Here is a 25,311-nt window from a genome sequence, read left to right on the forward strand (position 1 = left end):
GCCGCTGACACCGTCAGGTATTACAGCTTCACGTGATCGATCAGCGCACGGAGCTTGGGTGCGAGGTTTTTGCGGCTGGGAAAGTAGAGATAAAATCCCGCAAAGCTCGGCAACCATGCGTCCAGCAACGTCACCAGCTCTCCACGCGCAATGTAAGGCTGAAACGTCTCTTCCATGCCGAAGCTGATCCCACCACCGGCGCAGGCGGTGCGAATCATTACGCCCATGTCATTGGTGGTGAGCTGCGGATTGACTGCCACATCGAATTCACGCCCCTGGTCAGCGAACTCCCAGCGATACGGTGACAGACCCGGTCCTTTACGCCAGCCTATACAGCGATGCTCAATCAGCTGCTGCGGATGCTGCGGCGTTCCATGTCGCGCGAGGTAATCTGGTGAGGCCACGGCAACCTGACGCTGCGCGGCGGAGACCGGCACCGCAATCATATCCTGGGCGATCACTTCCCCCAGCCGCACGCCCGCATCATAACCCTGATCGACAATATCAAACTCTTCATCGGTGACGGTGATATCCAGCTCGATCTGCGGATAGGCGGCCATAAAGCTCGCCAGCAGCTCCCCGCCAAGCATCCGTTCAGCGATGGAGGAGATCGCCAGCCGCAGCTGCCCGCGCGGCTCAGCGGCCAGCGCAGCGATATCGCTAATGGCCCGGTTCAGCTGATTAATCGCCGGTGCCACCTCGGCATACAGCCGTTGCCCCGCCTCGGTCAGTTGAATGGTGCGGGTGGTGCGTTGCATCAGTGACAGGTTGAGCCGGTCTTCCAGTCGCCGCAGCGTCTGACTGATTGCCGGGCGGGTAACCCCCAGCTGCTCGGCCGCCAGACGAAAATTACGCGTCTGCGCCACGATGACAAACACTTCCAGCGCATTTTTATCAGCCATCATTGGTTAGTTACAGTTACCAGTCTATGAAGCAGTGAGCGGATTATCTTTATAGTCGAGCCATCGTAAGATCACCAGCGATATCAGAACAGGAGAAAATTTATGACGCAGAAAGTGATCTTAATTACCGGTGCCTCCAGCGGCATTGGCGCGGGCATCGCCCGTGAACTGGCGAAAACCGGCACTACCTTGCTGCTGGGTGCCAGGCGCGAAGAGCGGCTGAATGCGCTGGCCGAAGAACTGCGGTTTAATGGCGCTGAGGTGGCCGTTAAACCGCTGGACGTCACCCAGCGTGATCAGTTGACCGATTTTGTCGGGTTTGCGCTGGCGCAATGGGGCCGGGTCGATGTGATGATCAATAACGCCGGTATTATGCCGCTCTCACCGCTGGCATCGCTGCGGGTCGAAGAGTGGGACCAGATGATCGATGTCAACATCAAAGGGGTGCTGTACGGCATTGCCGCCGTGCTGCCGCCGATGCTGGCCCGGCAATCCGGTCATATCATCAACATCGCCTCGATTGGCGCACTGGCGGTATCACCAACTGCGGCGGTCTATTGCGCCACCAAGTTTGCGGTACGGGCGATTTCCGACGGGTTACGTCAGGAGAACAGTCAGCTTCGGGTCACCTGCGTGCACCCTGGTGTGGTTGAAAGTGAACTGGCGTCGACCATTACTGACCCGACCGCGGCGCAGGCGATGCAGCAGTATCGGGCCATCGCGCTGCAGCCGGATGCTATTGGCCGGGCGGTACGCTACGCGATTGAACAGCCGGAGGAGGTAGACGTGAATGAAATTGTGGTGCGGCCAACCCGCACCCAGCACTAAGCCCTGGCCCGATGCCGTGCTGGCATCGGGCCGCGGTAAACGCGATCAGTAGAAGCTTCTGCGGCTACGCTGCACGGTGATGGCAATTGCGGTCAGCGCCACCAGCATCAGAAATAGCCCTAAACCGATCATGGCGTTGAAGCCATAGGTTTTGAACAACAGCAGACCGGCAATACAACCGATCAGGAATGAGAACACCGTGGTCAGGTGGGTATGCAGCACCTTCTGGAAGAAACGGCGGTCGGCGCTTTCATCGTGCGAAACATGCGACGACAACCACGATCCCAGCGCAATGCCGGCATCGGTTAAGGTGCCGGTAATATGGGTTGATCTGACGCGACCGTTCGACAGCTGGGTGGAGGTAGCGTTATGAATCCCCATCAGGAAACCCAGCATCACCAGCACTTCGCCGTTAAAGCGCGGGGTATAGAACATGGTTTCAAAGATGGATGCTGCCGTCAGCGCGACGCCTTCAGCCAGAATAATCAGACAGAAAATGGTGCGCAGCCGATGTTTCTGACCGACGATCACCACCAGTCGGGCAACGGTGCAGCCCATAACAAAGGCGGTAATCAGCGCCAGCAAAAACAACAGAGTGTGCAGGTCGCTGGTGGTGACTTCGGTGGATATCTGTGAGGTGTTACCGGTCATGTGCGACGGAAAAAAACCGAACGCGCCCAGCGCCATGGCGTTAAGGATGCCCGCGGTGGTGGCCAGCACCAGTGCCAGCAGGCGATCTTCAGTATGCGATCTGACTTTCTTCTTTTTTATAAGCACAGGATTCCCCAAAACAGGTGGATGCAAACGGGTTTAACCGCTTCAAGCATACAACCTGATAAGAAATAATCCTGTCAGAAACAGATTACTCCGATGAAATAAGCCATTAATTTTGCTGATTTTTATAAAGCAGTTTCAGTTTATCTCTATAAGTGTCAACCTGACTCGTTTGCGCCAGACCGCAGCACGCCAGCGGTTGGCAGAGCGTTAATCAACAATAAACAGTCGCGCGCCAACCGGCGTTGAAGAACGATGCGGTTCTGCGTTGTCTGCCACCTGGTAACTGATGCCAGGCGTCAGCACAAAGCGGCGGCCATCGGCCAGTTCGGTATGCAGTTCCCCGGCAAGACACAGCAGTATGTGACCTTTAACGCACCAGTGATCGGCGAGATAACCGGGTGAATAATCGACCATCCTGACGCGAATATCGTTGAACTGCAGGGTTCGCCAAATCGCCTGGCCCTGATCGCCGGGATGAACCGTTTCTTCCACCTGCTCCCATTGCGTCAGTCCAAACGGCAAATTATCAATTTTCATGCGTGCTCCCGGGTAAATAGCAGCCAGTCTGCTGCCATGTTGAAAAATGCTATGCCAGCGCCTGGTTTACCGCTTCTTCCGCGTGAATCAGCGTGGTATCAAATAACGGGACGCTGGCATCGCTGTCATCCACCAGCAGGGTGATTTCGGTACATCCCAGAATGATCGCTTCTGCTCCCTGATCCACCAGCTGCTGCATAATCTGCCGGTAGCGCTGACGCGAAGCCGGATTAATTGTGCCGAGGCACAGCTCGTGATAAATCACCTGATGAACCAACGCGCGGTCCTCTTCCGCTGGGACGATAACCTGCAGATTGAACTGTTGCTCCAGCCGCCCGCGATAAAACGCCTGTTCCATGGTGAAGCGGGTCGCCAGCAACCCCACCTTGCGCAATCCCGCCTGCTGAATCCGTCGCCCGGTGGCATCAGCGATGTGCAACAGCGGCACGGAGACCGCTGCGCTGATCTGCGGGGCCACTTTATGCATGGTATTGGTACACAGCACGATAAACTGCGCGCCGGCACGCTCCAGATTCTGCGCCGCTGCGGCCAGCATTTCGCCCGCCTGCTGCCATTCACCCGCCGCCTGCAACTGCTCGATCGGCTGGAAATCGACGCTGTAAAGCACCAGCTGCGCCGAGTGCAATCCACCCAGTCGCTGTTTAACCTGCTGATTGAGGATGCGATAGTAGAGCGCGGTCGACTCCCATGACATTCCCCCTAACAGACCGATGACTTTCATTACGGCTCCTGAATATGTGACCCATCAGCAGCATGCCAGATCGCGCGATATCAGCAATGGTTTGTTGAGACTTGTGATTTAGTTTGCCTGCAGTCTGAACTGCCAGGCAATCGCCATCAGCCCCACCACCCCGATGCTCATCATCAGCCAGGCGCTGGTCAGCGATGCCCCGCTGTCACGCACCCAGCCAGCCACCAATGGCATAATGGACGCGATGAGATAGCCTCCGCCCTGCACCCGCGATAACAGCACGGCGGCCTCGGTGGCATTTCGGGCATGATCGAGCGTGACGATCAGCGACAGCGGAAACAGCGCCCCGATCCCAAGGCCGAGTAGCAGCGTCGACAGCAGCGGCATGGTACCCGGCGCGACAATCAGCGCGATCAGTCCGGCCAGCAGCAGCGTCAGCACCAGCAGCAGTAACCGGCGGCGATCGGGAAAACGCTGCTGAACGGCAGAGATCGCCAGTCCGGCAACCACTTCTGTCAGCGTCAGCCCGGCGAGCAGGAAGCCGCTGTTGCGGGCGCTCCAGCCAGCCTGGATATAAAACGGCGGCAGCCAGGCCAGCACCAGGGTATAGGCGCCGGTTCCAATACCGAAAAACAGTAACAGTAACAAAGTGCGCGACGCGGACAGCGCAGCTACCCCAACGGACGGCGCGAGATCCGCCGGACTATCCGGATTCGCTGACCGCCAGACCAGCAGAGTGATCAGTGCCAGCCCGCCCGCCGTGGCCAGCGTCGCGGGTAAACCGAGCAGCGAAAACAGCGGATCCGCACCCGCAGCCATCAGCGCCGCACCCGCCATAATCCCGGTGCTGAATAACGCCATCAGCGTCGGGGCGGCGTGGAGATAGCGCTGCCGGATCAGCGCCGGTATCAGTGCCTGTATCACCCCGATCCCCGCGCCGCCCGCCAGCGCCGTCAGGATCAACGATAACGGCGAGAGCGAAAAGCCACGCCACAGCGAGGCGATCGCCAGACAGATCAGCCCTGCCGCAATGCCGCGCGCCGCACCGCTACGCTTAAGCAGCCACGGGCCAGCCAGTGCGGCAAGCCCCATCATGGCGACCGGCAGCGTGGTCAGCAGGCTAAACGTCGTCGCCGACAAACCGGCCTGCTGTTGCAATGCCGGAAACAGCGGGCCGATAATCGCCAGTAGCGGGCGCAGATTGAGCCCGACAAGAAAGGCGATCGGTGCGAAGATAGCGGGTAATAAGCGGGTGTTTTTCATAGCCGACTCCGTGGACAGGAACAACGCTGACAGCACCAGGCTGTCACTGTTTATCTTAACGTTAAGATATATTCCGGCCGCCGTTAAGGGGCTGAGCACAACCCGACAAATTAGCCACACAGTTAACAGGTGAATGATGCAGGACCATATCGATTTTGTAGTCAGTCAGTGGGACAGCGCCATGCCAGATCTGGATGCCTCCTCAATGCGCATTGTCGGCAGGATGCTGCGCCTGATGAAACATCTGGCAAAAGCACGCAGTCAGGCGCTGGAGCAGTTTGACTTCCATGACGGGGAATTTGACGTGCTGGCGACATTGCGCCGGGCCGGGACGCCGTACTGTCTGTCACCGACCCAGCTGTATACCTCGCTGCTTGTCACCTCCGGCGCGATGACCCATCGTCTCAAGCGGCTGGAACAGCGAGGTCTGATCGCGCGCGTGGCGTCACCCGATGATAAGCGCAGTATGCTGGTGGGACTGACCGCGCAGGGTCAGCGCTGTATTGAGCAGGCGTTAGCGGTGCATACTGCCACCCAGAATGCCGTACTGGCACCGCTTTCGCTGACAGAACGCAACGCGCTGGAAGGAATGCTGAAAACGCTGTTGCTGCCGTTTCCCGGTGAAGCGGTTACCGCAGCGGCAGAAAAAGATTAACGGTGCAGTTCAGCAACCGTCATGGTGAAGATCACCGGCTGTTGATCGGCGCTGGCATAGGCGTGCGGCATATCGGTTCGCGCGACTGCCGCGCAGCCCGGCCCGACCACCAGCGTCTGATCGCCAACGGTTAACGCCAGGCTGCCCTGCTCAACGTGCAGCAACTCCAGCGTACCGGCCGGATGGCCTTCGGAGCGGAATGTTTCACCGGCAAACATCTGCCAGCGCCACAGTTCAATCATGTCAGGCCCGCGGGTACCGGCCAGCAGCTGCGCGCGACCACCCTGTTCGCCCTGCCACAAGGTCGGTATCGCACTATGATCAATCAGCCAGGCGGCGGGCGTATGGGTCACATTGACGATATCCGCCACCGACACGCCCAGCGCGGCGGCAATTTTGCATAAAATCGCGATGCTGGGATTGGCTTCGCCCTTCTCAATTTCCACCAGCATCCCTTTGCTGACTCCGGCCCGGCGCGATAGCGCATCCAGCGACAGTTTCTGGCTTTTACGCCAGTTTTTAATGCTGTCAGAGACAGCCTGATTGACGCTCGACACGTCAGCGCCTGCGTCGGTCGATATATTGACTTTTTTGGTCATCGGTCATTACTATGAAATAAATTAGTCACTGAGAGATTATCCAATGTTATCTGTTGATCCGTCAATCGACCCGGCCGTATTTGCACTGGCACCCGGCTTTCGCGCCATGAGCATTGTGGTGGAGGCCGCGCCAGTCACCTGCCCTGAGGTTGCCGGGCAGGCGCTGAAACGGGCCTGCCGCCAGGTGCTGGAGCAGGATGTGGCGTGGGCCGACGCCCATCTCGCGGCGTGGGCGGAGGTGTTCAAAGCGTTTGGCGCGAAGGCGAAACGGACTCCCTGCTCGGCTGACGCGCTGCGCAAACGGGTACTGCGCGATGGCGTAATGCCGGCTATCGATCCGGTGGTGGATCTGTATAACGCCATCAGCATTCAGTATGCGCTGCCGGTCGGCGGTGAAAACATTGCCGCCTACGTTGGCGCGCCGCGGCTGGTGATCGCCGATGGCAGTGAGTCATTCGATACGGTCAAAGAAGGCGAAGTGGTATATGAGTCGCCGGAGCCAGGAGAAGTAATCTGGCGCGACGATCGGGGCGTAACCTGCCGCCGCTGGAACTGGCGTCAGGGTGTGCGCACCCGGCTGGATGCGCAGGCGCGACAGATGTGGTTTATCCTTGAAAGCCTGCCGGCAATGCCGCTGGCGGCGCTGCAACAGGCCAGTGACGATCTGATCGCCGGTCTGCAACAGATGATGCCAGACGCCACCATCGACGCACGCCTGATAGACGCCTCTGACGCGTAAACCTGACCTCAACCGCCTGACAGCATGGGTTAACGGCGAACCGGAAATATGGCAGGATACGCGCCCTGTGTCCGGCGATTCTCTGGCGGACCTCTTCTGCAGATAACGGGGGTAGTGTTGGTTAAGGGTAAACTCAAGTGGTTGATACCGCTGCTGGCGGTGCTGGCGCTGGCGGGCTGGTGGTTGATTCCGCATTTCAGCAGCGAGGATAAAGCGTACTACGTTGCGGTATTCTGCGGCATCGATCATCATGATACCCAACGGTTGCTGCCGCAGATGCAGCAGATCATCGAAGGCAGCAATTCTGACTATGCGCTGCAGAAAATCACTTTCAAGCCGGCGCTGGGCCGTCAGGTGATCGACCACTGGCAACAGCTGAGCGCCGATGAGCAACGCCAGGCAGCAACCGATAACCTCACCTGCCAGCAGTTACTGAAACGCTGAAACGGCTAAAGAGATGCTGCGCCGCCCCGGCTATAACCCGCAAGGAAACAGTATGCCGCAACCTGAACGCATCAATTATCCGCAGCTCGGCGAGGTGAAAGCGCCTTATGTGCATGCGGTGAAACATGGCGATACCCTCTACGTTTCCGGCCTGACCGCCTTTGGCACGCCGGCACAGCAGGGTGACATCGCTGAACAGGCGGAGGCGATCTTTTCACAGCTTAAACTGATCGCCGACGCTGAGCAGACGTCGCTGGCCGCTCTGTTGAAGGTGACCATTTTTATCACCGCCTTCACCGACATTGCGGCGCTGCGCGCGGTGCTGTTCCGTCTCTACGGCAGCCATCTGCCCGCCAGTTCCCTGGTGCAGGTCAGTGGCCTGTTTTCGGCTGATTTACGCATTGAGATTGAGGCGATTTTCGCCCTGTGAATCTCTCACCCTGGAGAGCGTAACCCGTTCCGATGCAGATCGATTATAGTGGTTTCCTTGTTGCCATCTTACCGATAGCGCTGTCGCCGGGCGCCAGTTTTACCCTTGCTATTAACAGCGCGCTGGCCGAAGGTTGGCGCGGCGTCGCGACCATCATTGTGGGCACCGCGCTGGGGATTTATTGCCACGCCATGCTGGTGGGATTAGGCGTTTCGTCAATGCTGATGGCTTTTCCCTCGCTGTTTCATCTTCTGCAAATCGCCGGTACCGTTTATCTGCTGTGGCTGGCTAGCCAGTTAATTATCAGTGGGCTGCGGGCCCGCCAGCAGGATGTCAGCCTCGATCCGCAACCGGTGACACTGTCACAGGCATTCTTTGCTAACCTGCTCAATCCGAAAGCCGTTTTGCTCTACCTGACCGTGGTATCGCGCTTTACCAGCCAGAGCGGCAACTTATCCGATTTCCTGCTGCTGGCCACGCTGCATATTGTGATCATGGCCAGCTGGCTCAGCGGTGCCAGCCAGTTGCTGATGACCTCGACCCGCACCATCAGCACCGCCACGCTGCGTAAATATATCAACACGCTCGGTGGAACCGTGCTGCTGGCTATCGCCTTATCCGCGCTGATCCCCTGACGCCACCGCACCGCGAGCCAGATAACCGATGCGATATACTTCCGGTTCATCTGCGGACGGCACCGCTGAAGCCGTCACGCTAAGCCCCTGCCAGCGGCTCACATCCCAGGCGCTGAAGCCGGTATGCTGCGCCAGATCGGCAAGATTGCTGTGCGGGACGATCGGCCAGCGGCGCAGCGTGATAAAGCGCGCCTGCTCGAGCGAGGCTGGCAGCGTATCGCCGTTCAGCGCCAGCCAGCTCTCTATCACCGGCCAGCCAAAATCATCCACTAAGCGCTGAAAGCCCGCGCTTTGCAGGAATCGCTGCATGGCTGACGCATGCTGCCAGAAATAGAGCGGCGCATAGCGGTTCTCTGCCACCGCCAGTTGGTCATCATCCAGCCGGGCGTAGAGATAAGCTTTGGCAATCAGACCTGGAAACCCATCCAGCCGTGCGCCGTTCAGCCGGATACGCTGCTCAATCGTCGCCATCGGGTAATCTGCCGGCAGCGTAAAGCGGTAATGCATCACGATCATGACATCACCTCCGCTAACATTCTGCCGCCGCTGAAGCTCCACTCTTCGCTGCTGTTGAACTGGATGATCACCATTACGTCATCCGGATCGATCCCCAGCGTGCTGTGCAATGAGGCACACAGCTGTTGATAAAAGCGCTGCTTCTGCTGCCGGCTGCGTGGCCGACCGGCGGTAATCTGGAACAGGATGAAATCCTCACTGCGCCCTTCGCTCAGGTAGTAACGGTTGTAAATTCGCTGACTGGCTGGCAGCAACTCGATCAACTGAAAACAATCATCAACCGGCACCGCAAACTCAGCCACCAGCGTCTGATGCAACAGCGCGGAGATTTGCTGTAACCGGGCCTCACTATAACCCTGGCCGAGGGTGATACGGGTTATCGGCATCAGCTGTTCTCCTCAAGGTAACTGAGCGCAGTCACTGCGGCGGGCCAGCCGGCGTAAAAAGCCAGATGGGTAAAGCTCTCGATCAGCTCCTCCTGCGTCAGCCCGTTTTTACGCGCGAAATCAATATGCCAGGGCAACTGCGCGACCCGGCCCAGTGCGGTGAGCGTCGCCAGCGTCAGCAGGCTGCGTTCACGCGCTGACAGCACGCCGCGCTGCCAGATATCATCAAACAGCACCTGTTGGGTCAGTTCAGCCAGCTTCGGTGCGCGCTGCATCAATGTTTCGCGATTCAGTGTCTCTTTCATTTTTTCTCTCCCGTGTTGATAGACAGAGTGTCGCGCAGCGTTATACTCCTGAAAATCAAATTAATTGGCATTAACCATCCACCATTACAGGATGATTATGAATAGAGTGCCTGAGTCACTGGATATGGATGCACTGCGAAGCTTTGTCACCGGCATAGAGGCGGGTAGCTTCGCGCTGGCGGCCCGGCAACTGTGTCGCTCAACCTCGGCGGTGAGTGCGCAGCTTAAAAAGCTCGAGCAGCAATGCGGCACGGCGCTGGTGATGAAAAAGGGACGGCATCTGCAACTGACGCGAAGCGGCGAACTGCTGATGAGCTACGCCAGACGGCTGCTGCTGCTGAATGATGAGACGTTGCGGGCAGTAAAAGGTGACGGGCTGAAGGGTGAAATCCGCATTGGTATGCAGGAAGATTTTGGTGAGTCGTTAATGCCGGCGATTCTCGGTGCGTTCAGCCGTCAGCATCCTGGCGTCACGATTACCGCGCGGGTTGACCGCAATCAGCCGCTGCTGAGCGCGATGGCGCAGCATCAGCTCGACCTTGCGCTGGTGTGGCAGGCCGATCCGCACGCTGCGGGTCAGTTGCCTGGCCAGTGTCCGTTAGTCTGGATACATCATCCTGATTTCACTCTGGCCGATCGGTTACAGCGCGGCGACCCGCTGCCGCTGGTGATGTTCGATGCGCCGTGCGTGATGCGCTCGCGGGCAACTACCGTACTGGATGCGGCGGGGATCCCGTGGCGGATCGTGTTTACCAGCCACAGCCTGAGCGGTATCTGGGCGGCGCTGCAGGCAGGTTTAGGCCTGACGCTGCGCACCCGCGCCGGTATGCCGGATAAGCTGACGATCGCATCCGAACGGCTGCCGGCGCCCGGTCATATCGGCATTGCGCTGGTGACGCCAGAGACCACGGATGACCCGGCGCAGGCGCTGCTGCAACAGCTGATCATCGACGCCGCCTTACCCTTTACTCAGCGATAAGGTGCCGGTCGGCGGCGCCACCAAATAGCCGCTGGATCAGTGACTGGCAGTAGCCGGCGGACACTTCCCGATCGTTAAACAGGATGTGGTACATCACCGGTGCCACCACCCCATCAATCACCTGCCTGACGTCAAAGCCCGGCTCACCGCGCGCCAGCGCCCGGCTGTTCAGCGTTTCAAGATGCTGCAAGGTATAGCCACAGCATTTCTGGCTGGCGTCTCCGCTGTAGCTGCCGATTACGTCGGTCAGCATTTCACGCCCGACTTTTGATGACATCTCTTCGGCATACTGCACGATAAAAGCCGTCAGATCGCCGATCATCTCACCGGTATCCTCCGGTTCAGCAATCGGCCGCATCCGCGCCACGGCAACATCGGCCAGTAACTGTGACAGATCTCCCCAGCGTCGATAGAGGGTGGACGGGGTAACCCCGGCCCGTTCGGCGATCATCGGCAGGGTTATCGCCGCGCGATCGGTCGTTTTGAGTAACTGATTCACGGCCCGGTGGACTTCCTGCTGGATCCGCGCACTGCGTCCGCCCTGACGAATCATCTCCTTTGCCATCTGTTCCTCCTGCTCTCAGCTGCAATCTGGCGGGTTAAAGCAAATAATTTGCATTAACTTATGGCCGGCAGTTTACCTTATCGGGCGATGCATGGGCAGCAATGTGCGGTTTCCGGCTTTTTAGCCGCCCTCGCAAATTTCATGCGCCAGTCTGACGATCGCTGGGTTGCTGAATAACCGGCTGGCACAGTCAGCTTCTGCCGCCGCATGCATCGAGCCGAGATTGGTTAATATCACCAGCGCGCAGTCGGTTTCTCTGAACCACCAGGCACAGGCGCTGTAACCCAGCACGTTGCCGCCGTGACCGATAGCCGGGCCAAAAGCAGAATCTGTTCTGAACAGGCTTAAGCCAATTTGCGCCTCACCGGCCGGCCGCCAGCGTTGCATCTCACGCAGACTTTGCGGGTTAACTAACGCCCCGTTTTTCAGCGCCAGACAAAAGCGCATCAACTCCCCGGCGGTAGAAATCATCCCGCCGGCGGCCCATTCCACTGAGAGGCTGGCAGCAGAAACATTGATCATCGCCGCACGCTCAGGCGTAAAACATCCGGCGATGCCGGCGTGCTGGATGAAATGTGCGTCCGCCCGATGATAGCGCATGGCGTCGTTGTGCCGATCGGATAGCGGATAGCCCTCCAGCCGGGTCTGTTTAAGCGAGAGCGGCCTGAAGATCCGCTGGTTTAACGCCTGCTCCAGCGTGTTGCCGGTGACCCGCTCAATCAGCATCCCCAGCAGGGTGAAGGAACTGTTCGAGTAATAAAATTTTTCATCAGGCAGAGCCAGTGCCGGTTTGCCGTGAATATATTCCAGCGCTTCGTCCGGTCGCCAGACCTTATCTGCAACGCTATCTTTACCGCGCGCAACATGAATCCAGCCGGGCTGATCTTCCCAACTGGGGATCCCGGCGTAATGTGATAACAGCTGTCTGATCGTCACCCCCCGGGCATTAGCGATGCCAGCAAGCTGTGCCGGTTCCAGCCAGGCAGAGAGCGGATCGTCAAGCGTTATCTGCCCCTCTTCGCTAAGCTGCAGCAGGATAACGGCGACAAATACTTTGGTGATACTGCCAATGCCAAACGCGGTATCGGCTGAATTTGTCAGGCGGTTGCTGAGGTCAGCATAACCCGCCGCATACTGCCAGATCAGACGGTCTGCTCTGCCAATGGCAACGGATATCGCCGGAAAATCTTTGCGGGTCTTTTCATCCAGCAGTTTGCTGAGCTGATCGGCACTGGCGGTCATTGCTGTTCCTCACGGTTAGCCTGTTAAGCATGCAACGCAGCACGGCTGACGCTGCAACCGTTCTCTCCGGCCACCCCGGCCGACGCTGTACTCTAAGCCGATTGCCGGGGTTTGCAAAACGCCGTCTGAAAACGCGTCGGCTGGCGCAGGTCGTTAAACGGAATTCGACGTTGACCGCGATCAACTCACGTTGTGCGCTGCACAGGTAGATTCGCGCGGTCAGCCTGGCGCCGGTCATGGCTAAGTTTGAGACAGGCGGCGCTGCCGATCATTATCCGCCAGCGGCTCTGACCAGCAATGCCATCGGCACTATGCTTAATGGCGGGGCTTAATGTCGGGGCTTAATGTCGGGGCTTAATGTCGGGGCTTAATGATCGGGGCTTAATCACTGCGGCTGAAAAACATCGATGCGCCAGCAAAGCAATCATAAACGAGGAAATACCATGAACATCACAGGTCCTGCAGGTTCCCGCATTTTAACGGCGATGCTGGTCATAACGGCATTGAGCTGCATTGCGACGCCCGCGCAGGCGATCAGCCGCGCCTATCGCGCCCAGCTTGAGCGCAGCGGGTGTAGCCAGATGACCGACGCCGACGGTACCTGCGACATCAAAAAAACCAGAGCGCAGAATCAGGCAAACAGCGTTAACGCCCCCGCCTCCAGCCTGAAGCTGGATCAGCTGATCGGCAAATCGATTGATGTCGCCTCCGGTCAGCTGATTGCTGACGGCTGGAAAGCCAATGCCGGTCGCTGGTATCACGATGATCGTGTTCTGACGCTAACCGTCGCCGATAACCTTATCACCGCGGTCTCCCTGAAGCAGGCCGGACACGCCTCACTCACGCTAAAAAAAGAGTCAGGCAGCAGAGCGGATTAGCTGGCCGGTATCCCGCTTTGGTGATTCAACGCAGAGCCTGTTGCCTGTCAGCAGGCAAAATACCTGACCTGTCTGGACTCAGGTCGCCAGGCGTTGTCTACAGTGAGGGATGGAAAAGCGAGGTTAACAGCGAAAGCAACGGGCAAAATCATTCTGGACGAAAATTAACACCGGTTGGATCTCGTCCCCTGAGGCCAACCGCGAAGCAGCCAATCAGAAATAGAGATTACAGCTAAACAAGATATCAAAAAGCCGCCTGCGATTAACTCGCTTATATTTATTCATTAAAGGCCGGAGCAGGACTGCGTCGGCCCGTTGTTCGGCATCTTATCCGTCACCCACAAATCGTACATGCCGGCATCACTAAACATCACCTCAATGATCGCACCTTCCGTTATCACCTCATCAAACTACATAACACCAATAAACAATGGACTCATTATTTGCAAATAACTGTCACTTTTCTGATTAATTAAAAAAACTCTTCACTAATTTTATTTGAGCAGCCACACTGTCAACCAAATAAATTTAACAAAAACTAAACAACATGATACTGAGACATTATCTGACCCGATGAAAAACGACTGACAGGGACAAATCTTAACGCAGAAGATAAACGGCCAGCCTGTTTTAGGGTTGCTTCATAAATCACACACTACAGCATTGAAAAATTGTTCATGAGAGATATGAAATGTACTCCAATTCAATATGGATCATGCTTGAGAAGTCAGTTAACATTATCGGCTTAATCTATATTAATGCACTGATGGCAAAATACGTTGGCCCGGAAAATTTTGGTAAGATAAACATCACTACGTCCCTGTTCATATTTGTCCAGACGCTCTCGTGGTTTGGCGGTCAGAATATTATATTTAAACGGATGAGTGAAAAGACGAAGTCCGGAATTGCCCTAGCGATGCATACTCAAAATCAACGGCGCCTTTTCTTCCTCTTATCATCAGCAGCAGTTTTAATTTACCTCTATATTTTCACTGATTTTATTGTTTTTTTATTTGGTGTAGCCAACTGCATTGCCACATACTTTATTGTGATGGACTTTTTCTCCATCTACAACAACACTCAGCTAAAATCAAAAATAAACACAATAACCAATATTATTGGTTTATCCATCGCCCTGTTGATCCGATTCTGTGTGGCACATTTCAAACTGCCAGTTTACTACTTCACAATCCCTATTGTCATTATCCCGCTGATACCTTACATCCTGCGCCTTATTTATTTTAACCACACAACTGAAATAGACGAAAGCAGTAAGGGAATTGCTGCCTATAACCGGCACATGTTATTCGCCGGGGGGGCGCTGATTTTATCAAGCCTGTCTGCTGACATATACACGCAGATATCGAGCATTTTTTTAGCTAAGATGCTCTCTTATTCAAACCTGGGCGTTTATAGCGTCGCGTTAACCTTAGGAGGTGCATGGTCATTTATTGTTATGGCCTTAATAACCAGTTTCTTTTCAAGAATATACAGCGAGAAAGATCAACCAACCGTTGAAGCATTACTGATTAAAATCAATCGACTTGTCATTATGTTCTCTCTCATCGCGCTTGGCGGATTCTATATATTTGGTGATTTTGTCATACATTTACTCTATGGCGAAAAGTATATGGATTCGGTAAAGATCATCCCCATCATTATCATTGGCACAATGTTCTCGTCGTTAGGGACAATTTGCTACCGCTATATGATAAAAGAGTCTGGGTACAATTACCTGGCCAGAAAAATGTTGCTATGTTGCATCTTAACCATACCGTTATCCTGGCTAATGATAAGAGCTTTCGGGATTAATGGCGCTGCATACTGTTTTGTAATCGTCGAGATTTCATCCTGTACCCTACTCAATTACTTCTTTAAAAATAAAACCATCATCAAAATGCATCTTAATATTTTCAAACTGAGATAATTTTAATGAAAATGATAAAACACACAGTCAAATCAGCATTAAAATTTAGCGCTCACCTCTACCCTGAACTTTGCGCTAAAACTCACTACTACATTAAGTTCAGAAAAAAACTGAACTTAACAAACCCTACCAACTTCAATGAAAAAATTCAGTGGCTTAAGTTCAACGAGTTTCATGATGATATTTATACCCTGTGCGCTGACAAGTATAAGGTCAGAGAGTACATCAGATCGAAAGGATGTGGCGAAATCCTTAACGAATTATACGGCGTGTACGACGACTCTCGGGAGATTGACTACAGGCTGTTGCCCGATAAGTTTGCACTTAAATGTAACCATGGTGCGGGCTACAATATAATATGCCATAACAAAGCCTCACTGGACATTACGAAAACCAGCAGGCAACTGGACAAATGGATGAGACAGGATTTTTCAGCCCACTTTATAGAGCCACAGTATAAGAGAATAGAAAGAAAAATCTTATGCGAAAAATACATTGAAAATGATCGCGGCGGATTTCCTGATGACTACAAATTCTACTGTTTTAATGGCAAACCCTACGCGGTTATGGTTTGTACGGGGCGTGAGAAGGGAACGCCTAAATTCTACTATTTTGATATGAACTGGACCCCACTTCCCTTTGAAGACACGGTTGAACTAATAAATAAAAATGATTACCCAGCAATGCCTGAGGGTTTCAAAAAAATGAGAGATTATGCGGTTAAACTCGCCTCAGACTTTAAGTTTGTCCGCGCCGATTTCTACCTGCTCAATGGAAGCGTTATTTTTGGCGAATTGACCTTCACCCCCTCTGCGGGACTTGATGTCACATTGCAGGAGGCCGATGTTATTTTAGGCAGCCAGTTAAGACTTTAGTCTTAACAGCAATAGATTTACTGTCTCCCGGAGCAGGTTACTCCGTTTATCCCGCCTGCTCCGCCCTTACAGATAACTATTTATCCTGTCCTTATTTGCCAATAGCAGCGGTTACCCGGCGCTGAAAAGCGCGCTTTGGATGTCTGGTCGCCACTGACTCACGGCTGGATTGGTCAGGACAGGTTCTTCCCCCTGCTCCACCCTGGATTCCTGCCTGCGCATACTGCTTAGCCGATATCCCGGCCAGACATGGGTAGCGCGTTTTATCAACGCAGGTTAGTCAGCCGTTCTGCCGGTTTCAGGTCACGCTGCCGCAATCTGCCCGGGCGGTGATCCGCTGACCTGGCTTTCATCTGAGAACAGTCATCTATGAGGACGCATTCGCCGGTCAGCTTGCACGCAAGGTCTGAACCGTTGTCAGGTGCGATGCCACAGCAACGCGTAAAACTAAAATATTGCCTGAACGTCAGACTGACCTATATCCTTTTAAGGCTACTATTTTGTATTAAGGTCTTTATCATGAAAGACAGGTTACCCATTCTGACCCCCGGCACCGCCAGTCGTCAGTACATCTTCAGCATTACAGTAGCGGTACTGATTACGGCCACCAGCAGCCCTGGCGCTGCATTCGCCGCTGTAACATCAGCTGCCAGCCCGGATGCACCAGCCACCAGTGAGACCAGAATGATCAACATGCAAATCGATCACCAGTCGTTCACCCTTATTCCGGCCGAAAACGCCGCCTCCCGTGCCCTGATAAACAAATTGCCGCTCAGCGTGGAAATGCATGAACTGAACGGCAATGAAAAATATGTCGATCTGGCTTTTTCACTGCCGGTGGGGCCGGTAGTCACCGGCACCATTCATGCCGGCGATGTGATGCTGTATGGCAACAACACGCTGGTGCTGTTTTATAAAAGCTTTCATACCGCCTACCGCTATACCCGGATTGGCCGGATAGACGCGCCGGAAGCGTTAGAGGATCATGACAGCATGAAAGCAGAAACGATCAGCGTTACGTTGTCACCACAGTGAGGGTGGCCTTTACCATGTGATAAGCGCCAGACACGGCATGGCGCTTTTTCGCTACTGTTGAGCTACTGAATTGAGCGCGGCCTTCAGCCGATCGGCCCAGCCCGGCTGTTGCTGTTCACTGAAAAACGGCACCAGTTCGCTCAGCTGATCGGCAGTCAGGCCGATATTGATGCTGATGCCAAGGTGAGATTTCAACTGCGGTTCTACCCCTTCCATCGCGGCCAGTGCGCCGACCGTCGCCAGCTCACGATTTTTCCAGCTGAAATTGTCCCGTTCAAAAATGTCACCGAACAGATGAGACTGCAGATAATCATTCATCACCGGCGCGAAATCGAACAGCGGTCCTTTCACCGGGCTGCCGACCAGTGCGGTCTGGTTGCGTTCACCGGCGGCCATCATCGCCTCTGGCGCAGGAAGCGGGCCAGGCTGCTGCCCCGGCTGATCCTGTTGTCCCGCCAGCCGTCGGCTTTCGGTCACTTTCATCAACTCGCCCAGCGCATTCAGACTGCGTGGAAAGCCGGCATAGGCATAGAGCTGGACCAGAATTTCGCGACAGTCGCTCAGGGTCAGGCCGGCGTCCAGACCGCGATTAAGCGCCGCGTTCAGTCCGGTTAAATCACCGACGGCCGCATAGGCGGCAATACTGGCAATGTTTTTCTGCTGTAACGACAGTGGCTGAGTTTGTTTCTGCATTTGAGCCTCTATTTTTTTGCGTTCTGTATCGGGCATGGCATCTGCCAACGCCACGGACGGGGCCAGTGCCATGCAGAGCATCAGTGCGGCATTTAACGTTTTCATCATTCGGTCCTTACGATTTTTCAGCCGCGGCATATTGCCGATCGCTGACCTTTTCCATCCAGTCAACTACCTTGCCGTCCAGCGCTTCTGCGATAGCGATATGCGACAGGCTGTTTTGCGCAGCGGCACCGTGCCAGTGTTTAACGCCGGCCGGGATCCAGATAATATCGCCCGGTCGGATCTCACGCACCGGTCCTCCCCATTCCTGCACCCGACCCACGCCCGCCGTGACAATCAATGTCTGACCGAGCGGATGGGTATGCCATGCGGTGCGGGCAGACGGCTCAAACGTCACTGTCGCGCCACCGGTCCGTGCCGGTGCTGTAGCCTGAAAAGGCGCATCAATACGCACTGCACCGGTGAAATAGTCTGCTGGCCCCTTAACGGAAGGTTGATCACCACTGTGAGATAAGGCGATCTTTGCAGCCGTTTCCTGAGCAGAGACGGCGGAGGCGGTCAGTGCCAGTGCCAGCGCAACAAGGGTAAGTTTCTTCATAGGGCTCCTTACGAGTTGAGGGACAGAGGTTGAGGATAATGACAATGACTAAATGATCTGCCGCGGGTCGTCGGCGTTAAGCGATGCCGGGCAGAACGCCTGCCCGGCTGCTGCGCCATTTTTGTAACGAACCACATCGGCCATGATCGACAGGGCAATTTCGGCTGGCGTTTTACTGCCAATTTCCAGCCCTACCGGCGCGTGGATACGGTCAAGCTGTTCGGAACTCATCTCTGCCAGCCGTGCCAGCCGCGCTTTACGATTAACGCTGTTGCGCTGAGATCCCATCACGCCGATGTAGAAGGCTGGCAGGTTAACGGCTTCCATCATGGTGAGATCGTCGATGCGCGGATCGTGAGTTAATGACAGAATGGCGGTGCCGGGATGACAGCCTTCGCGTTCCAGCCAGGCCGCCGGAAACTGATTAATCCATACCACCCCGTCATTCACCTCCGCCGCCAGGCTGTTCATCACCTCATCCCGATGCTCACAAACAAAGGTTTCAAAGCCCAGCGCCACAGCAAAATTAGCGCAGTAAACCGCCACGCTGGAAAGACCGGCAATGATCACCCGCGCAGGCGCGCACAGGGTCAGTTCGATCTGCTGGAGGTCAAGCGTCACCCGGGTGCGCCGGGTATACGGGGCGGGTTCAAGTGAATGGCACGCGGCAGGCAGCGTCACTTTTTTGGTCAGCGCACTGGCGCTGTTCAGTGCTTCGATCATCTTCGACAGATAAGCGAGGGTCTCGCTTCCCGGCTGGCATTTTTCAACCAGAATATCCAGCACGCCTCCGCAGGGCAGCGCCCTGTCGGGGGCATAGCCGCCTTCGCCATACCGCACCCGCTGGCTCGCCGCAGAAAAATCCCCGTCACGGATGCGGGCAATGAAGTTTTCTTCAATGCAGCCGCCCGACAGCGATCCGCAATAACGGCCATCTATGGCAATCACCATCATTGCGCCCGGCGGACGAGGCGATGAACCGTAGGTGCGCAACACGGTGCACAGCCAGATCGGTGAGGTTTCGGCCCAGCGCCGGGCCGTCTGCAGTATCTGAAGATCAGGGCTACGCATGTTGCTCCTGCGCCTGACTCACCAGGCCATAGCGGGCGGCCAGTAGCGCAAACAGTGCCGAACAGAGCAGAACCACCACGCCAAAGGCAAACGGACTCCACCAGCCGGCAGCGTCGAACAGCTCGCCTCCGACGCTGGCGCCCAGCGTAATGGCCATCTGAATCACAGCCACCATTAAGCCGCCGCCCGCTTCAGCCTCTTCCGGCAGCGCCCGGCTGAGCCACAATCCCCAGGCGACAGGCGCAGGCGTGGCAATCAGTCCCCACAGCGCCAGCAGCAGACCGGTGCCCCACAGTGAGCCGCCTTCAACAATCAGCAGCCCGCCGATCAGCGCCATCGCTAGCGGGATCAGCACCAGCCAGATAAACAACCGATGTGCCAGTAACCGGCCAATCAGCCAGGTCCCGACCAGACCGGCAGCACCCAGCAGCAGCAGGATAAAAGAGAGGGCGTCGACGCTGGCACCGGTGACCGATTCCATGAAGGGACGAAGATAGGTAAAGATGCTGAACTGGCCCATAAACAGGAACATAATCCCGGTCATCCCCAGTGCCACATGCGGATGTTTCAGTAACCGCAGCGGCGAGGCGCTATTTTTAGTCGCGGAGCCGGAGAGTGAAGGAATGCTGCGCCATTGCCAGATGAACGCCAGGATAGCGAGCGGAACCACCATAAAGAAGACCCCGCGCCAGCCAATATACTGGCCGAGAAAACTGCCGAGCGGTGCCGCAACCGTGGCCGCCAGCGCATTACCGCCGTTGATCAGCGCCAGCCCTTTTGCCACCGCGTGACGTGGCACCAGCCGCATCACCGTGGCGGTAGACATTGACCAGAATCCGCCGATGGCAATGCCCAGCAGCGCGCGTCCCAGCATAAACATGATGCCGTTAACCGCAAACGTCACCACCAGACCGGAGAGGGTCAGCAGCAGCGTAAAGGTCACCAGCACCTTTTTACGATCCAGCTGCCCGGTGAGTGGCGTGTTGAGCAGGCTGGTGAGCACCGCAAAGAAACCGCTGATCGAGATCGCCTGTCCCGCCTGCCCCTGACTGATGCTGAGATCGCTGGCGATCGGGGTCAGCAGGCTGACCGGCATAAATTCTGAGGCGATCAAAACCACCACGCCCAGCGCCATTGAGAACACCGCGCCCCAGGCAGCATGATGTGACTGCGCACCCGGCGCATTAAGGTTTACTGAAGACATTTTCATTCCTGCTAATCAGACAATGCCGCGATCTTATCCCGGAAGGAATAGTTTAATTAATAGCGGTAAACGGGATGAAATTGTGAGTTAAATTCATCAATATACCGACCAGGCGATCGCGGTTGCCCGATCGGTAACAGCAACCCGGCAACCGCAACCTGCCGGCTTAGCGCATCTGTAAAATAATCACCTCGCTGCTGGCGGGATCGGTTTTCTCACGCATCGCCTTCACCGCCCCGGCGTCCGTTTTTTCACCCTGATTGCCCCACGCACTGCGAATGAAATTCAGCACATCCGCAGTCTGCCGATCGCTGAGCTGTTTACGATAAGGCGGCATCCGGTAGGCATCCGGTATCCCCTGCGACACTACCCGCGCCGAACCGTTGAGCACCACGTTAATCGCCGAAGCGGGATCGACCTGCAGTGAGGTCGCGCCCGCCAGTGGCGGGATCCACGGTGCCTGGCCGCGACCATCCGCTCCGTGGCAACTGCTGCAACGCGCGGTGTAGATCTGGCTGCCGGGATGATCGCTGAGCTGTGGCTGGCTGGTCTGTGTCGGGTATTGCCAGCGCGGGCCTGCGTTGTTACTGCCTGGCGGCAGAGACTTGAGATAGTGCGCAATCGCCCGCAGGTCGCTATCGTGCATAAACTGGGTTGAGTTGTTGAATGCGTCGGTCATCGAACCGAAGACCACGCCATGCTGATTGCGGCCGGTCTTCAGGAAGGTCACCACATCTTCTTCGCTCCAGCGACTGAATCCGCTGTTGGCATCATTGCGCAGGCTGGGCGCATACCAGCCATCCAGTAAGGCACCGGCAAGATAGTCCGGGCTGCTGGCATCCAGCGCTTTTTCATTAAACGCCAGCCCGCGCGGGGTGTGGCAACTGCCGCAGTGGCCCGGCCCCTCTACCAGATAAGCGCCGCGATTCCAGGCCGCATTCTGCTCATCGTTCTCACGCCATGGCTCACCCGCCGCGAAAGCCGCGCGCCATAACGCCAGCGGCCAGCGCATATTGAGTGGCCAGGGAATCTCGGACGGCGTATTGGATCGGGACGCGGGCTTTACTCCGTGCATCATGAAGGCATAGAGCGCAGCAATATCCTGATCGGAGAGTTTCTGATAGGAGGGAAACGGCATGGCCGGATAGAGACGATGGCCGTCGCGCGCCACGCCGTGACGCACCGCACGATCAAAATCGGCCAGCGAATAGCGTCCGATGCCGCTGTCATCGTCTGGCGTAATGTTGGTGGTATAGATTTTGCCGACCGGCGTGGCCATCGCCAGACCGCCGCTGAACGGGGCGCTGCCTGCCGTACTGTGACAGGCAACACAGTCGCTGAGCCGGGCGACATATTCACCGCGCTGGATCAGGTCGGCCGATGATGCTGATGCCGCTGAACTGACGCGGTCAAACGGCGAATCCGGAGTGTTAAACAGCCAGAGGGCAGCCGCGCCGGCGACCACCACGGCCGCCAGCAGTGTCAGGCTGAGCTTTTTATGTTTCATAATGCATTCCCTTTACGATGTAGCTCAGCTGAAGGTAATCCGGGACAGCGGCATGCTACGCACCCGCTCACCGGTCAGACGTGAGACCGCATTGGCGACGGCAGGCGGAACCGCCGGCAGCGGCGGCTCACCGATTCCGCCCATTTTTGCCCCGCTCTCGACAATGCGGACCTGCACCTTCGCCATACGCGACGGAGGCAAAATCGGATACATATCAAAGTTACGCGCCACCGGTTGCCCGTGCTGATAAACGCTCTCTTCGATCAGCACCTGAGAGAGCCCGAGCGCCACGGCGCCGTTGACCTGCGCCTCGACGATCGCCGGATTCACGATGCTACCCGGATCGATTGCTTGCCAAATCTGGTGCACTCTGACTTCACCGTTTTCGATAGAGACCTCGGCGATTGCAGCGGCCTCGGTTCCGAACGGTGACGCCATCGCCACGCCCCGCGCCCGACGGCTGCCGTCCGCGGCGGTATACGGGCCGGGTTGCCAGCCGCCGGAAAGATCGGCCACCGTCTGCAACAGCGTGGTCAGACGCGGATTGCCCTGCAGCAGATGCAGCCTGAGCGCCATCGGATCGAGCCTGCCCCGCTCGGCAATTTCATCGAGGAAGCATTCATAGAAAAAGTCATTCATCGAATTGCCGACCGATCGCCAGTAACCCAGCCGCACCGGGCCTTTATGATAAATCTGCGCGATACGAACGTGCGGAATGGCGTAGGCTTTGCCCGATAACCCTTCCACCGCGGTAGGATCCAGCGTGTCGCCGTGCTGACCGGCCAGCCCCTCGGTCGGCCCTTCACAGATGCTGACCGCCTCCAGCGCCAGCGGGTAGCCGTCGGCATCCAGTCCGGCACGAAACCGCACGGCGGCCATCGGGCGATGGGTATCGCGCAGGAACTCCTCTTCACGACTCCAGATCAGTTTGACTGGCCGCCCAACCGCCCTGGCCAGCTGGACGGCTTGTGGCCAGACCATCGCGGACTCATAGAGGAAGTGACGGCCAAAAAATCCGCCCAGCAGCGGGGAATGGATAATGATCTTATCCGGGCTGAGGCCGGTACGCTTAGCCACGTCGGCCTGGAACATTTCCGGTGCCTGATTGGGGATCCACAACTCCAGCGAGCCGTCGGAATTAAAACGTGCCAGCGCGGACGGCGGCTCAAGCTGGGCGTGGTTAAGATACTGGCTCAGGTAGTGGGCGCTAAAGGTGCTCTTCGCCTCAGCCAGTCCGTGCTGAAGGTCGCCACGAACCTCAGCGTTTTCCCCGTCGCCAGGCTGCTGCGCCAGCACGGCGGCGAACGCATCAGAGGAGAAGTCAGCGGGCATATAGCTGCCGTCTGGCTTCTCTGGCTCCAGCCACTCAACCTGCAGCGTTTCAACCGCACGTTTCGCCTGCCACCAGCGTTCGGCCACCACCGCGACGGCGCCAGGCAGTTGATGAACCGAATGCACGCCTTTCATCGCGCTGACCTGTGCGGCATTGCGCAGCGTACCCACCGTCAGACCGAGTCGCGGCGCGTGCTGTACGGCCGCGTGCAGCATGTTATCCACCCGGCAGTCGATGGTGTAAATCGCCTTGCCGGTCGATTTTTCATGCATATCCAGTCGCTGAACCGGCTTACCAATCCAGCGAAAGTGAGCGGGATCTTTCAGGCTGACCGAATCGACTGAGGGTACCGGCAGCTCACGCGCCCGCGCAGCCAGTTCGCCATAGCGTAATGAGCGCCCTGATTCGCCATGGATCACCCGTCCCGGCTCAGTGTGCAGGCTGGTCACCGGCACCGCCAGTTCAGCGGCAGCGGCCTCGATCAGCATCTGTCGTGCCAGCGCGCCGAGCCGTCGCATGGTGGTATAGCTGGTCCGCACCGACTGGCTTCCGCCGGTGATGCGCATCCCGTTATCCATTACCTGATATTGCGAACCAGGCGGCGCGTTCTCCACCATGAAGGATGCCGGATCGGCGTCCAGTTCTTCACCGACAATCTGCGCCATGGCGGTGAAGATCCCCTGCCCGCCTTCAATAAAGGGCGACAGAAATTTCACTGAGCTGTCCGCGCGTATTTCCAGAAAGGCTGGCACCCGGGTACCGGCTGGCATTGCGGCCGCGGCGGACTGTGCGCGGCTCTGTCCGACCGGCAACCCGACGCCCAGCACCAGCGCGCCCGCCAGACCGCTGCCCGAAATCAGAAAACGACGCCGGGAGAGATTGACCGGCTGTTCGCCAAACGTCCTGGTATCAGGCGTGCGGCGGCTCATGCTTTCTCTCCTTCACCGGCCAGTCGATGGACGGCAGCATTGATCGCGTTATAAGTGCCGCAGCGGCACAGGTTGATCATCGCTGCAGCAATCTGCTCATCCGTTGGCTGGCGGGTCTGTTTTAACAGTGCCGTTGCCGCCATCACCTGCCCCGACTGGCAGTAGCCGCACTGGGGGACCTGAAGATTGACCCAGGCGTCCACCACCCGCCGGCCCACTTCATCGTCTTCAATGGCTTCAATGGTGGTGATCTGTTTACCGGCGACCTTCTCTACCGGCGTCACGCAGGATCGGACGATCTGGCCATCAACCAATACCGAACAGGCGCCGCATTGCGCCAGGCCGCAGCCATATTTGGTGCCGGTCATCCCCAAATCGTCACGAATCACCCACAACAGCGGCGTATCCGCCTCGGCATCGGTTTGATAGGTTTGATTATTAACGTGCAGTTCCATAGGTTTTCCGCTCCAGAGGGGGTGACATTGCCCGGAAGTCAATTAATCGCTTAGGCGCATTTTGCTCAACGCGCAACAAAAGACGGCAGCAGAGAAAGTGGATGAATAACATGATTAAGCAGGCAGATTATCCTGACAAAAATTAAGCGCATGATTAATAGCGCTGGTCTGAATGCCCTGATGAATTCAATTCACAAATAGCGCGGCCTGGTGGCGCTTATTCGCGCGCTCTGCCGACATAGGTATGGGTAGCCCGCTGTTAATTCGCCATCGCTACCGTCGGGTTAAT

General features: G+C 56.6%; 29 protein-coding genes. 11 read left to right on the forward strand and 18 right to left on the reverse strand.

The window, feature by feature from the left end; genetic code table 11:
- Positions 1-20: 20 nt before the first annotated feature.
- Positions 21-905, reverse strand: a complete 885-nt coding sequence (locus ABIB18_RS17685) for a LysR family transcriptional regulator (protein ID WP_316553337.1) — start codon at positions 903-905, stop codon at positions 21-23.
- A 99-nt stretch (positions 906-1,004) separates the two neighbouring features.
- On the opposite strand from ABIB18_RS17685, the gene ABIB18_RS17690 reads away from it, so the two are divergent.
- Positions 1,005-1,730 carry an SDR family oxidoreductase gene (locus ABIB18_RS17690; protein ID WP_354475038.1) on the forward strand — a complete coding sequence of 242 codons (726 nt, stop codon included), beginning with the start codon at positions 1,005-1,007 and terminating at the stop codon, positions 1,728-1,730.
- 45 nt (positions 1,731-1,775) lie between these two features.
- On the opposite strand, the gene ABIB18_RS17695 is transcribed toward ABIB18_RS17690, so the two are convergent.
- From ABIB18_RS17695 to ABIB18_RS17710, 4 genes are all read right to left on the reverse strand, one after another.
- Entirely contained in the window at positions 1,776-2,507 is a 732-nt protein-coding gene (locus tag ABIB18_RS17695) for a YoaK family protein (protein ID WP_089562256.1), read from the reverse strand.
- A gap of 207 nt (positions 2,508-2,714) precedes the next feature.
- Entirely contained in the window at positions 2,715-3,044 is a 330-nt protein-coding gene (locus ABIB18_RS17700) for a DHCW motif cupin fold protein (protein WP_031375945.1), read from the reverse strand.
- A 49-nt stretch (positions 3,045-3,093) separates the two neighbouring features.
- Positions 3,094-3,786: an aspartate/glutamate racemase family protein gene (locus tag ABIB18_RS17705; RefSeq protein WP_089562255.1), complete on the reverse strand. Its 693-nt coding sequence runs from the start codon at positions 3,784-3,786 to the stop codon at positions 3,094-3,096.
- A 78-nt stretch (positions 3,787-3,864) separates the two neighbouring features.
- A complete protein-coding gene (locus ABIB18_RS17710; protein ID WP_354475041.1) occupies positions 3,865-5,019 on the reverse strand; it encodes an MFS transporter in 1,155 nt (384 codons plus the stop codon).
- Between the two features lie 136 nt (positions 5,020-5,155).
- Between ABIB18_RS17710 and ABIB18_RS17715 the strand changes: the two genes are divergently transcribed.
- On the forward strand, positions 5,156-5,674 hold the full coding sequence (locus ABIB18_RS17715) for a MarR family winged helix-turn-helix transcriptional regulator (RefSeq protein ID WP_354475133.1): 519 nt from the start codon (positions 5,156-5,158) through the stop codon (positions 5,672-5,674).
- Here the strand turns inward: ABIB18_RS17715 and ABIB18_RS17720 are convergent.
- On the reverse strand, positions 5,671-6,273 hold the full coding sequence (locus tag ABIB18_RS17720) for an XRE family transcriptional regulator (protein ID WP_069729622.1): 603 nt from the start codon (positions 6,271-6,273) through the stop codon (positions 5,671-5,673). The genes ABIB18_RS17715 and ABIB18_RS17720 overlap by 4 nt on opposite strands.
- 43 nt (positions 6,274-6,316) lie before the next feature.
- Here ABIB18_RS17720 and ABIB18_RS17725 point away from each other — a divergent pair, with 43 nt between their 5' ends.
- From ABIB18_RS17725 to ABIB18_RS17740, 4 genes are all read left to right on the forward strand, one after another.
- Positions 6,317-7,012, forward strand: a complete 696-nt coding sequence (locus tag ABIB18_RS17725) for a B3/B4 domain-containing protein (RefSeq protein WP_031375942.1) — start codon at positions 6,317-6,319, stop codon at positions 7,010-7,012.
- 117 nt (positions 7,013-7,129) lie between these two features.
- On the forward strand, positions 7,130-7,456 hold the full coding sequence (locus ABIB18_RS17730) for a hypothetical protein (RefSeq protein WP_031375941.1): 327 nt from the start codon (positions 7,130-7,132) through the stop codon (positions 7,454-7,456).
- Between the two features lie 52 nt (positions 7,457-7,508).
- Positions 7,509-7,886 carry a RidA family protein gene (locus tag ABIB18_RS17735; protein ID WP_354475045.1) on the forward strand — a complete coding sequence of 126 codons (378 nt, stop codon included), beginning with the start codon at positions 7,509-7,511 and terminating at the stop codon, positions 7,884-7,886.
- A gap of 32 nt (positions 7,887-7,918) precedes the next feature.
- A complete protein-coding gene (locus tag ABIB18_RS17740) occupies positions 7,919-8,521 on the forward strand; it encodes a LysE family translocator (protein WP_354475047.1) in 603 nt (200 codons plus the stop codon).
- Here the strand turns inward: ABIB18_RS17740 and ABIB18_RS17745 are convergent.
- Genes ABIB18_RS17745 through ABIB18_RS17755 form a run of 3 tightly spaced genes read right to left on the reverse strand, consistent with a single transcriptional unit; the run spans position 8,501 to position 9,728 of the window.
- On the reverse strand, positions 8,501-9,037 hold the full coding sequence (locus tag ABIB18_RS17745) for a DUF4865 family protein (protein ID WP_354475049.1): 537 nt from the start codon (positions 9,035-9,037) through the stop codon (positions 8,501-8,503). The two genes, ABIB18_RS17740 and ABIB18_RS17745, sit on opposite strands and share 21 nt — an antisense overlap.
- The gene (locus ABIB18_RS17750) at positions 9,034-9,423 is read right to left on the reverse strand and encodes a tautomerase family protein (RefSeq protein WP_031375939.1); all 390 of its coding nucleotides are present in this window, start codon (positions 9,421-9,423) and stop codon (positions 9,034-9,036) included. The genes ABIB18_RS17745 and ABIB18_RS17750 overlap by 4 nt, the downstream gene beginning before the upstream one ends.
- Positions 9,423-9,728 (reverse strand): carboxymuconolactone decarboxylase family protein, encoded by a 306-nt coding sequence (locus tag ABIB18_RS17755; protein WP_031375938.1) that lies wholly within the window; start codon positions 9,726-9,728, stop codon positions 9,423-9,425. The genes ABIB18_RS17750 and ABIB18_RS17755 overlap by 1 nt, the downstream gene beginning before the upstream one ends.
- 97 nt (positions 9,729-9,825) lie before the next feature.
- Between ABIB18_RS17755 and ABIB18_RS17760 the strand changes: the two genes are divergently transcribed.
- Positions 9,826-10,707, forward strand: coding sequence for a LysR substrate-binding domain-containing protein (locus ABIB18_RS17760; protein WP_354475052.1), 882 nt, complete (start codon positions 9,826-9,828; stop codon positions 10,705-10,707).
- On the opposite strand, the gene ABIB18_RS17765 is transcribed toward ABIB18_RS17760, so the two are convergent.
- Positions 10,694-11,272: a TetR/AcrR family transcriptional regulator gene (locus tag ABIB18_RS17765; RefSeq protein WP_031375936.1), complete on the reverse strand. Its 579-nt coding sequence runs from the start codon at positions 11,270-11,272 to the stop codon at positions 10,694-10,696. The two genes, ABIB18_RS17760 and ABIB18_RS17765, sit on opposite strands and share 14 nt — an antisense overlap.
- Positions 11,273-11,392: 120 nt before the next feature.
- Entirely contained in the window at positions 11,393-12,514 is a 1,122-nt protein-coding gene (locus ABIB18_RS17770) for a serine hydrolase domain-containing protein (protein ID WP_354475054.1), read from the reverse strand.
- 443 nt (positions 12,515-12,957) lie between these two features.
- Here ABIB18_RS17770 and ABIB18_RS17775 point away from each other — a divergent pair, with 443 nt between their 5' ends.
- The 4 genes from ABIB18_RS17775 to ABIB18_RS17790 all read left to right on the forward strand — a co-directional run bounded on the left by ABIB18_RS17775 (position 12,958) and on the right by ABIB18_RS17790 (position 17,229).
- Positions 12,958-13,392, forward strand: a complete 435-nt coding sequence (locus ABIB18_RS17775) for a hypothetical protein (RefSeq protein ID WP_069729618.1) — start codon at positions 12,958-12,960, stop codon at positions 13,390-13,392.
- A gap of 691 nt (positions 13,393-14,083) precedes the next feature.
- Complete coding sequence (locus ABIB18_RS17780; RefSeq protein ID WP_354475056.1) at positions 14,084-15,319, forward strand: oligosaccharide flippase family protein; 1,236 nt, start codon at positions 14,084-14,086, stop codon at positions 15,317-15,319.
- A 5-nt stretch (positions 15,320-15,324) separates the two neighbouring features.
- Positions 15,325-16,194 (forward strand): ATP-grasp fold amidoligase family protein, encoded by an 870-nt coding sequence (locus ABIB18_RS17785; RefSeq protein WP_354475058.1) that lies wholly within the window; start codon positions 15,325-15,327, stop codon positions 16,192-16,194.
- Between the two features lie 519 nt (positions 16,195-16,713).
- A complete protein-coding gene (locus ABIB18_RS17790; RefSeq protein ID WP_354475060.1) occupies positions 16,714-17,229 on the forward strand; it encodes a cyclophilin-like fold protein in 516 nt (171 codons plus the stop codon).
- Between the two features lie 51 nt (positions 17,230-17,280).
- Here ABIB18_RS17790 and ABIB18_RS17795 read toward each other — a convergent pair whose 3' ends face one another.
- The 7 genes from ABIB18_RS17795 to ABIB18_RS17825 all read right to left on the reverse strand — a co-directional run bounded on the left by ABIB18_RS17795 (position 17,281) and on the right by ABIB18_RS17825 (position 25,022).
- Positions 17,281-18,030: a carboxymuconolactone decarboxylase family protein gene (locus ABIB18_RS17795; protein WP_354475062.1), complete on the reverse strand. Its 750-nt coding sequence runs from the start codon at positions 18,028-18,030 to the stop codon at positions 17,281-17,283.
- A gap of 7 nt (positions 18,031-18,037) precedes the next feature.
- Positions 18,038-18,523 (reverse strand): (R)-mandelonitrile lyase, encoded by a 486-nt coding sequence (locus ABIB18_RS17800; protein ID WP_089562245.1) that lies wholly within the window; start codon positions 18,521-18,523, stop codon positions 18,038-18,040.
- Between the two features lie 48 nt (positions 18,524-18,571).
- Positions 18,572-19,594, reverse strand: coding sequence for an XdhC family protein (locus ABIB18_RS17805; RefSeq protein WP_354475064.1), 1,023 nt, complete (start codon positions 19,592-19,594; stop codon positions 18,572-18,574).
- Positions 19,587-20,798, reverse strand: a complete 1,212-nt coding sequence (locus ABIB18_RS17810; protein WP_256150657.1) for an MFS transporter — start codon at positions 20,796-20,798, stop codon at positions 19,587-19,589. Before ABIB18_RS17810 ends, ABIB18_RS17805 begins: the two co-directional genes overlap by 8 nt.
- Before the next feature lie 166 nt (positions 20,799-20,964).
- Positions 20,965-22,305, reverse strand: a complete 1,341-nt coding sequence (locus ABIB18_RS17815) for a c-type cytochrome (protein WP_069729613.1) — start codon at positions 22,303-22,305, stop codon at positions 20,965-20,967.
- Positions 22,306-22,329: 24 nt separating this feature from the next.
- The gene (locus tag ABIB18_RS17820; RefSeq protein WP_354475067.1) at positions 22,330-24,567 is read right to left on the reverse strand and encodes a xanthine dehydrogenase family protein molybdopterin-binding subunit; all 2,238 of its coding nucleotides are present in this window, start codon (positions 24,565-24,567) and stop codon (positions 22,330-22,332) included.
- A complete protein-coding gene (locus ABIB18_RS17825) occupies positions 24,564-25,022 on the reverse strand; it encodes a (2Fe-2S)-binding protein (RefSeq protein WP_354475069.1) in 459 nt (152 codons plus the stop codon). Before ABIB18_RS17825 ends, ABIB18_RS17820 begins: the two co-directional genes overlap by 4 nt.
- Between the last annotated feature and the right edge of the window lie 289 nt (positions 25,023-25,311).

The organism is Pantoea sp. UYEF8 (assembly GCF_040546285.1).
GTDB lineage: Bacteria > Pseudomonadota > Gammaproteobacteria > Enterobacterales > Enterobacteriaceae > Pantoea > Pantoea brenneri.